Raw genomic sequence first — 5,799 nt, 5'->3', positions numbered from 1 at the left:
GATTTTTTCTAGGATTAGATTTAAACGCTTATGGAAATATAATTGTCTCAATTATTTCAAGTATTTTAATCTCACTTATTTGTACTCCACTAGTTCTGGGAATAAAACAAGAGCCAACATCGGTTAATCGCAAATAACGGGTATTGTCGAAAAAGTGTAATTTTAGGAACCAGGAAAGAAAATAGTTAATCCGACAAGTCCGCGTCCCTACTCCCGCAACTTGCGATAACCGTAACCGTTGTGTGTAAGTTTTCAATTAAAAATTAAGCGCTATCGAAGAATGCAAACATATTGATTGTTCAGAAATAGAAATCTACGAAGAGGGTTATTGCTATTTTCATTATATAGGTGGTTCACTACGTAATGGCGAAACATACGAACAATATCAAATTATCGAACAGGATTTTATTGATTTCATCAAAATTGTCCCAATAGATGAAGAATACCATTTTAATGTTTATTCTCCTTTACTGCGAGATATTATAATAAGATCTTGTGTTCAAATTGAAGTTTTTTTCAAAGAATGGGGAAAGTATAAATGTTCTGAAGATGAGAACTGTGATTTAGCGAAAAAGTACAATCAACTTAACAGAAAAACACAGAAGAAAAAAGGAGTTAAAAATTGGAATTTTGGAGATTATTATATTTTTAAAGAACGAGATATAAAAAATAGCTTTTTACACGTTCGACCTCTAGATAAAGATATTAGACCATTTGAAAATTGGTTGGATGAAAAAAATCCACCTGATTGGTGGAATGTATACAATTTGATAAAACACGACGGTATTAATTCTAAAAAAGAAGCGACATTAAAAAACGCTTTAAATTCTCTTTCCGCTTTATTTCTATTACACTGTTCCAACGGATATTCCAGGAGCTATTTATTAGAATTTTCGAATCAAACCATTTCCGAAAGATTCGATTTTGTAGAGATAAGATTTAATCAAATAACAACACCCCTTGATTCTAAGAGATACTTATTTAAAGATATTTCTGGTTCTTTTGGAAGACCCGTAAAGGTTTTAAAACATCCAAATAGATTGTAACAAGAAAACCAACACACAACAACGGTTAATCGCCAATAAGCGGCAGCGTTAGTAAGAAAATAATTATCTTGATCAACAAACCAACACTAAGCCGACAAATCCGTGTCCCTTACTCCGCCAACTGGCGATAACCGAGACCGTTAGCTACAATTTAAATGAATGTACTTTCCTGAAATAGTTTGACTGAATATTTATAATTAATGAAAATCACCATTTATATATTAGAATTAGAACGCGGGTATTACTATGTAGGAAGCACTAAAAATTTAGATTTAAGATTGAAACAACATTTAAATGGTAAAGGGTCTGAATGGACAAAAATGAACAAAGTGAAAAGAGTTTATAAAACATATGATTTTGTGATAAACTCAAAATTGGAAAGAGATAATCTTGAAAACCATTTTACTATTGAATTAATGAAAGCTAAGGATTGGTTCAAAGTAAGAGGTGGTTATTTTTGCAACATAAATAGTATTCTTAATTTAAAAAATTTACACAGTCACGGATATTTCAAGGAAATTCAAAGAGATGAAACATTAAAAAGAAAAGTCATTTTTGTTCTTATGCTAGAAAATGAAAAGTTTTTCATTGGTAAGAGTGTAGACTTCAACAAATCATTGAAAAAGCATCAGAATGGAAAAGCATCTAAATGGACTAAGCTTCATAGGCCTATTAAGGTTGTAGAAACTATAGAACTGGGACAAGAAAATCATACAGAGATTCAAAATAGAATTGACGAATTAGTACAACAATACTTTAAGAAATTTGGATTCGAAAATGTACGTGGTGGACGTTATAGTATAATTGATACGCTAATGCATTTAAAAAAAGTGAGAAAGGACAATAAACTGTAGCTAACATCGGTTAATCGCCAATAAGCGGCACCGTTAGAAAGAAAATAATTAACTTGACCAACAAACCAATACTAAGCCGACAAATCCGCGTTCCTTAATCCGCCAACTTGCGATAATCGAGACCGTTGTAGCCAATATTTGCAGTGTGATTTCGATTAATACATTAACCACATGAATATTCAGAAACTTATACTTTTAACCCTAATTGCTCTCTTATCATCTTGTGATACTAGCACTGATAAAAAGAACGCGAAAATTGATGATTTCGACAAAATATTTATAGATAGTCTAGTTCCCATGGCTGATAAAAGTTATTCCGTTTTTTACGTAAAAATTAAGGGAAACTCGAATGACTCAATCAGACTAAATATCAGTTCGGATAATAATGAAGATGAAAAATTCGATTATTACTTCATTGGTGATTTTGAAAAAGAAATTCGCATGGACTATTACGGCGAATCAAAAAAATATGTAAAGTTAGATCCGTATAAAGCTACAGATGGAAAATTGGAGTTAGATTACCAATTGTAATTATAGTGCAAAAACTGGCAACAACAACGGTTCATCGCCAATAAGCGGTAGCGTTAGAAAGAAAATAATTAACTTGACCAACAAACCAATACTAAGCCGACAAATCCGCGTCCCTTACTCCGCCAACTGGCGATAACCGGAACCGTTGGCAATAATATTACAAGTTACTCCTGTTTTAAAAGATAAAATGAAAAAGCTATTATTCTTAATTATAATCATTTCAACCAATTTTATTCATTCTCAAAAAAATCCTCTTGATCGGTACTTAACAAAAATTGAGCATACAGATCATAAAGCTTTTGTAAAATCAATTTTTGTGGAAGATTCAATATTTGGAAATAGGGATTATCTATCAAACAGATTTAAAGTTATTTATAATGATAAGGATCAAATAAAGAGGTATATCATGTATGGAGAAAGTCTTTCAACACCATTCAAAATTGTAACCTATGATAGTTTAAAAAGAGTAGAGAAAATTGAAATCAACAGAAAAGATGGAAATGGAGAAAAAGTTGTTCAATATTTCAAAGATAATTTGACAGAACCAGATTCAATTAAAATTTTTACTCCAGATTTAGTAGAAATAAGAAAATATGACAATCATTTTGAAGACGATTTAGTCGTAAGAAGAGAAATTATTGAGAATGATACTTTAAGACTCTACACATTATTCGAGTATGATTCAAATAAAAATTTGACCAAAGAACTAAATATTAATACGAAAAATGGATTTGGTGTAATAAATAAACTTGGAAACTCTCCAACTAAACATCTAAATCCAAATGATTCAACCTTATTTAATTATAAAAAAGTTGGAGATACAATAATTGTCGAAAAAGAAAGATTTAAAGGCTTAATAGTTCGAGAAAAAACTTATAATGATGAAAATGTAGATGTAAAAATTGAGGAACAATTAAACAAGGAAAAAAACTTTGTATTTCAAAGATGGATTATAATCAAAACAAAAGATTCCACAATATCTGAGCATAAATATTACAAAAACAAAGGTGAATTAGAAAGCTATTATAATTCCTACACTTACGATGACAAAAAGGTTTCGAAATGGATTGATCCCAACATGATGAAAGCCGGAAAACCTGAAAAGAAATCAATCACAAAAATTGAAAAAGAATTTGACCGTCATGGAAATTGGATAAAGAAGACTTTTACTAAAAATGACACGATTACAAGTGGAATCAGTAGAACTATAGAATATTATTGTGATGAAATTGAACAATAATTACAATATATTCAATGTAATACTATTGCCAACATCGGTTCATAGCAAATAACGGGTATTGCGGAAAGAGTGTAATTTTAGAAACCAAGAAAGAAAATAGTTAATCCGACAAGTCCGCGTCCTTACTCCCGCAACTTGCGATAACCGTAACCGTTAGGCAAAATTTTTAACCATGAAAAATGAATAATTCTAGAATGATAGGGTCAAAAGTAATTTTTATAATTATGTTGTTTTCTTACGCTGTACAGGGGCAACATGACGAACAAAGAGCAGCAGCTACTATTCAAGTAAAAGAAATGATTCATTTTTACAATGATAAGAATATCTCCGAATATGTAGATTACTTATTACCTGCATATTTTGGCAACAACAAAAAAGCCAAGGATGATTTGATAGAAATGTGGAACCAAATATTGAAAAATGATACTGACAAATTTGAATTAAAAAAGCTTTTATATCTCACTAAATCAAATAATAAATTTCAATCGTTATTCGAAATAAGTTTTCGAGATAAAAGAAAAAGTTTTATAGCAGGTGTTTCTGATAATCAAGGTAAAGAATGGAAGTTCTCGCAGTCAATGAATAATAATATACAATTTGATCAAATACTAGAATATATTCCTGATTATGATATAAGTTTTTCTAGTTATATAGATCCAGACTTTGGCAAACGAATAAATTATAACATTGGAGATATTATATCACCTTTTAATTATAGTGACATTTATGGGAATGAAATTTCGTCGGAATCTACCAAAGATGATATTATTGTACTAAATTTTTGGGGGACTTGGTGCGCGCCATGCATTAAAGAAATTCCAGAACTAAATCTATTAGTAGATAAATTTAAAAATGAAAATGTAAATTTTATTGCTCCTGCGGTGTCTACATCAAAAGAAAATCTGATGAAAATTTTTCTTCCTAAGCATCCATTTTCTTATAATATAGTTTTAATTAAGGGTGACGAATATCAGATAACCTCATTTCCAACTCATATAGTTATTAATCAAAACAAAGAAGTGATAAATATTATAAGAGGATATAGTAAAGAAAATATAAAAAAATTAGAATATTCTATAGAAAAGGCGCTATAAAAACTTTGCCTAACATCGGTTCATCGCAAATAACGGGTTTTAAAGGAAACAGTGTAATTTTAGAAACCAGGAAAGAATCGTAACTAAGCCGACAAGTCCGCGTCCCTACTCCCGCAACTTGCGATAACCGTAGCAGTTACACCTAATTTTCAAACATGAAAAAAACATTACTATTTCTAATTGCAATTTTCACAGTAATTAATGTTTCCAGTCAAGAATTAGATTTGAATGGAAAATGGATTTTCGAAGATATTTCAAGTGAAAAAGAAATTGATGAGAAAGGAAAAAAAATGGCTGAAATGATGTTCGAAGGAATGTATCTGGCATTTGATTCTAATAAATATCAGCAATCAATGATGGGAAAAATTGAGAATGGTAATTGGTTAGAAGATGAAGATGGAATATTCTTTATTTCATCGAAAGGCTACGAATATCAAGTCTCTATTAAAGAGTTATCAGAAGATAGAATTCTCTTCATACTTAACGATATGAGTCTAAAACTTAAGAGAACGGAATCTGATTTTGAGATTCCTGAATTTGTAGACAATCTTGATAAAATTAAAGGAATTGAAATCGATGAAAAACTACTTGCCGGAAAATGGAATTGGGTTGAAACAATTAAAAAAAATGGAGATTCCGCTCCTGCAATTAAACATTCAAAAACAGAATTGACAAGTTATAATTTCAAAGATGATCGAAGTTTTGAAAACAAGGCACCATTTGGAATGGAGTTATTTGGTTATTGGCAGATTAGTGATGATCTCAATTATTTAATTGTGCAAAGTGAGAACAAAAATGAATATTTTAAGGTTCTAAAATTAGAAGGAAAATTTCTTGAATTATATAATCCAAAAAACGAATCAATATTGAAATTTGAACAAGAAAACTAGGTGTAACATCGGTTCATCGCAAATAACGGGTATTATCGAAAATGTGTATTTTTAAAGATCAATTATGAAAACAACTAAGCCGACAAATCCGAGTCCCTACTCCCGCAACTTGCGATAACCGTAACCGTTATATAAAATTGCACA

7 protein-coding genes are annotated in these 5,799 nt (G+C 30.3%); all 7 read left to right on the top strand.

Going from position 1 to position 5,799, the window contains the following annotated elements; all coding sequences use genetic code 11:
• The coding region (locus tag ACNI3T_RS11280; protein ID WP_418227903.1) for a hypothetical protein at positions 1–137 on the top strand (137 nt) is incomplete at its 5' end.
• 588 nt (positions 138–725) lie between these two features.
• The gene (locus tag ACNI3T_RS11275; RefSeq protein WP_418227896.1) at positions 726–1,046 is read left to right on the top strand and encodes a hypothetical protein; all 321 of its coding nucleotides are present in this window, start codon (positions 726–728) and stop codon (positions 1,044–1,046) included.
• Positions 1,047–1,246: 200 nt separating this feature from the next.
• The gene (locus ACNI3T_RS11270; RefSeq protein WP_418227895.1) at positions 1,247–1,900 is read left to right on the top strand and encodes a GIY-YIG nuclease family protein; all 654 of its coding nucleotides are present in this window, start codon (positions 1,247–1,249) and stop codon (positions 1,898–1,900) included.
• 171 nt (positions 1,901–2,071) lie between these two features.
• Complete coding sequence (locus ACNI3T_RS11265; protein ID WP_418227894.1) at positions 2,072–2,431, top strand: hypothetical protein; 360 nt, start codon at positions 2,072–2,074, stop codon at positions 2,429–2,431.
• 145 nt (positions 2,432–2,576) lie between these two features.
• Positions 2,577–3,671: a hypothetical protein gene (locus ACNI3T_RS11260; protein ID WP_418227893.1), complete on the top strand. Its 1,095-nt coding sequence runs from the start codon at positions 2,577–2,579 to the stop codon at positions 3,669–3,671.
• A gap of 179 nt (positions 3,672–3,850) precedes the next feature.
• The gene (locus ACNI3T_RS11255) at positions 3,851–4,765 is read left to right on the top strand and encodes a TlpA family protein disulfide reductase (protein WP_418227892.1); all 915 of its coding nucleotides are present in this window, start codon (positions 3,851–3,853) and stop codon (positions 4,763–4,765) included.
• 155 nt (positions 4,766–4,920) lie between these two features.
• A complete protein-coding gene (locus ACNI3T_RS11250) occupies positions 4,921–5,655 on the top strand; it encodes a hypothetical protein (protein WP_418227891.1) in 735 nt (244 codons plus the stop codon).
• The last annotated feature ends 144 nt before the right edge of the window (positions 5,656–5,799 follow it).

Source organism: Christiangramia qingdaonensis (genome assembly GCF_048381525.1).
Lineage (GTDB): Bacteria > Bacteroidota > Bacteroidia > Flavobacteriales > Flavobacteriaceae > Christiangramia.
Note: the sequence above shows the minus strand (reverse complement) of the source record. Positions and strands in the feature narration are given on the sequence as shown.

Excerpts from the sequence above, each read along its gene's own strand:
- ACNI3T_RS11270 (WP_418227895.1), top strand. The coding sequence starts at position 1,247 with ATGAAAATCACCATTTATATATTAGAATTAGAACGCGGGTATTACTAT.
- ACNI3T_RS11265 (WP_418227894.1), top strand. The coding sequence starts at position 2,072 with ATGAATATTCAGAAACTTATACTTTTAACCCTAATTGCTCTCTTATCA.
- ACNI3T_RS11255 (WP_418227892.1), top strand. The coding sequence starts at position 3,851 with ATGAATAATTCTAGAATGATAGGGTCAAAAGTAATTTTTATAATTATG.
- ACNI3T_RS11250 (WP_418227891.1), top strand. The coding sequence starts at position 4,921 with ATGAAAAAAACATTACTATTTCTAATTGCAATTTTCACAGTAATTAAT.